Below are 2,852 nucleotides of genomic sequence, written 5' to 3'. Positions count from 1 at the left end.
ACATCGATACTCGCCCGGACTTCATGCCGGCGGAAGCTGCAACGGTGTCGCGGGCGGTATCGTCTCCGCCTCTTGAATAACCGGGCATTCGCGACGACAGTGGGAGGCAACGAGCAAACAGGACAGGAAACGAACGGTCCGATGTACCGTCATCTCGCCACCCAGGAAGAAATCGACCGGAAATACAATCCCCGCATCGGCGTCGACGATGTCGACGGCATCGTCCGCGGCTGGAAGGAGCGCAGCGCCGCGACCCGAGCCGGCAATGCCGGATGGCTGCGGCGGAGCTACGGAGCGACCCTCGCGGAATATCTCGACATCTTCCCGGCCGCCGCCCCGAACGCCCCGGTCCACGTCTTCATCCACGGCGGCTACTGGCGCGCCTTCAGCGCCGACGACTTCAGCTTCATCGCCGGGTCGGGGCTGGCCGGCGGAGTCACCACCGTCGTCGTCAACTACGAGCTTTGCCCCAAGGTCAGGATCGGAGAGATCGTCCGTCAGGTGCGGGCGGCCGCCGCCTGGGTCTGGCACAACGCCGCCGCGTTCGGAGCGGACCGCGATCGGATCGCCGTTTCCGGCCACTCCGCCGGCGGGCACTTGGTCGGCCGCCTGATCGCGACGCCGTGGCAGCGTGACTACGGCCTGCCGCCGGATATCCTGAAGGGCGCCTGCGCCATCAGCGGGCTGTTCGACCTGGAACCGCTCCGCTGGTCATGGCTCCAGCCCTCCGTGCAGTTCACCGCCGAGGATGTCCTGACCGAAAGCCCGATCCGCCACCTGCCGGCGGACCGTCTGCCGGTTCTCGCCGCCGTCGGCGGCCTGGAAAGCGCCGAGTTCCACCGCCAGACCGAATCCTATGCCGAGGCCCTGCGCCAAGCCGAAATCCCCGCCCGAACCCTCGACATTGCCGGCCGCAACCACTTCACCGTCCTGGACGACCTCGCATCCCCCGAAGGCCCGTTGTGGCGGGCCGTCGAGGACATGCTGAAACCTTCCTAAGCCGGCTCAGACCTCCGGCACCTCGTGCGCGCGGCCGTGCAGGCGGATCATCTCCGCAAGGTCGGGATGCGCCTTCGCCACCTTGGCGTGGTGGTCGCGCAACTCGCGCACCAGGGCGCCCTGGCGGCCCAGGATCGTGTCGGCGATGCCGACCATCAGGCTGTTCGGCCAGCTCCGGGGCCGGACCCGCGCCAGTTCGCCGAACACGTCGGCCTCGCGGCCCGGATTATTCTGCGCCATCAGGATGACCGCCGTGGCGGTCGAGCGGGAAACGCCGGCATGGCAATGGATCAGCAGCTGGTCCGCCTTTTCCTCAAGCAGCTCCTCGCCCAGCGCCAGGATCTTGCGGACGTCGCGCTCGGCCGGCGGCGTGAACCCCGCCCGCCGCTCCACTGTATCGTCGAATCGCCACAGCACCCTGCGGTGCGGCGCATAGACGGTGAAGTCCTCGGGATCGGCCCGCTCCGGGTCGAGGATCGACACCACATGGCTGAAGCCGCTTTGCGCGTGTCCCGCCAGTTCGTTCAGGCCGCAGATCGTGATGCGGTACGGGAGCAGGGGAGTGGAGATGTCGGTGGTCATCGCGGGAGCCGGTTCTCGGTTGATGCTTCGGGAGTAAGTGAAGCTGGCCCGAAGCAGGGTCGAGGTCAACCTTGCACCGCGCATCCCTCACCTGCTTCAATCCCCCATGGGACGACGGATGGCGGGAGAACCCGCCATCGGAAAAGGGGGAGGCTCACGGAATGATGAAGATGCTGAACGCGGCGCTGGGCGCCTGTATCGCCGTAGGCATTGCAACCGGAGCGGCGAATGCCGACGCTCCCGGCGCGGCTCCGCACCAGCGATTCGACCTCGGCGATTTCCGGCTGGAAAGCGGGCAGGTGATCGAGAAGGGCTTCCTGACCTACGTCACCCACGGCACGCTCAACGAGCAGCGCAACAACGCCATCCTGGTTCTGCCGTCCCTTATGGGCACGCACCACCGCCACGACTTCCTGATCGGGCCGGGCAAGGCGCTCGATCCCGAGAAATATTTCATCATCGCCGCCGACACGCTGGGCAACGGCCGCGCGATCTCGCCGAGCAACAGCGAAACCCAGCCGGGTCCGAAGTTCCCGCAGTTCTCGATCCGGGACATGGTCGACGCCCAGCACCGGCTGGTCGCCGAGGGGCTGGAACTCGACCGCCTGCTCGCCGTCGTCGGATTGTCCATGGGCGGCATGCAGGCCTACCAGTGGGCCGCCAGCTTCCCGGACGAGATGGCCGCCGTGATCCCGATCGTGTCCATGGCCCGCACCAGCCCCTGGGTGACCGCCATCTGGGAAAGTCAGCGTCAGGCGATCATGGCCGATGCCGCCTGGGCCGGCGGCGCCTACACCGAACAGCCGGAAAAAGGACTGCGGGCGGCAGCCGCCTCGCTGGAGACCTGGGTCCGCCACTGGGACTGGATGGACAAGGAGTTCGCGGACAGCGGCCAAGTCGTCGGCTGGCTGAACGAGCGGACCGCCGACGTAGCGAAGAACTGGGACGCCAACGATTTCATCTACCAGACCAGGGCAGAAGACCTGCACGACATCGCGAAGGGCGGCGACTACGCCGAAGCGCTCGCCAGGATAGAGGCGCGGGCGCTCCTGATGCCCGGCAGCCACGACCTCCTGCATCCGCCCGCCGACAGCCGCTTCGCCGCCCGGCACATCCCCAGGGCGGCGCTGGTCGAGATCGACTCCGACCAGGGCCACATGGCGAGCGGTTCGTCGCAGGCAGACATCGACTTCGTCAACGCCGCCATCGCCCGGTTCCTGCACGAAGTCTCGACCGATCTCGTGAAGATCTGAAGCGGGGAACAGCGAGGC

General features: G+C 67.4%; 3 protein-coding genes. 2 read left to right on the top strand and 1 reads right to left on the bottom strand.

Going from position 1 to position 2,852, the window contains the following annotated elements; genetic code table 11:
• The first annotated feature begins 141 nt into the window (after positions 1 to 141).
• Positions 142 to 999 (top strand): alpha/beta hydrolase, encoded by an 858-nt coding sequence (locus tag AC5JJ6_RS20670; RefSeq protein WP_496043863.1) that lies wholly within the window; start codon positions 142 to 144, stop codon positions 997 to 999.
• Between the two features lie 6 nt (positions 1,000 to 1,005).
• Here the strand turns inward: AC5JJ6_RS20670 and AC5JJ6_RS20665 are convergent, their stop codons facing one another.
• Entirely contained in the window at positions 1,006 to 1,581 is a 576-nt protein-coding gene (locus AC5JJ6_RS20665; protein WP_496043862.1) for a tyrosine phosphatase family protein, read from the bottom strand.
• 161 nt (positions 1,582 to 1,742) lie between these two features.
• Between AC5JJ6_RS20665 and AC5JJ6_RS20660 the strand changes: the two genes are divergently transcribed.
• Entirely contained in the window at positions 1,743 to 2,834 is a 1,092-nt protein-coding gene (locus tag AC5JJ6_RS20660; protein ID WP_496043861.1) for an alpha/beta fold hydrolase, read from the top strand.
• Positions 2,835 to 2,852: the final 18 nt, after the last annotated feature.

This window comes from Skermanella sp., assembly GCF_059503625.1.
The sequence above is the reverse complement of the archived record's forward strand: the minus strand, read 5'-3'. Positions and strand labels throughout refer to the sequence as shown.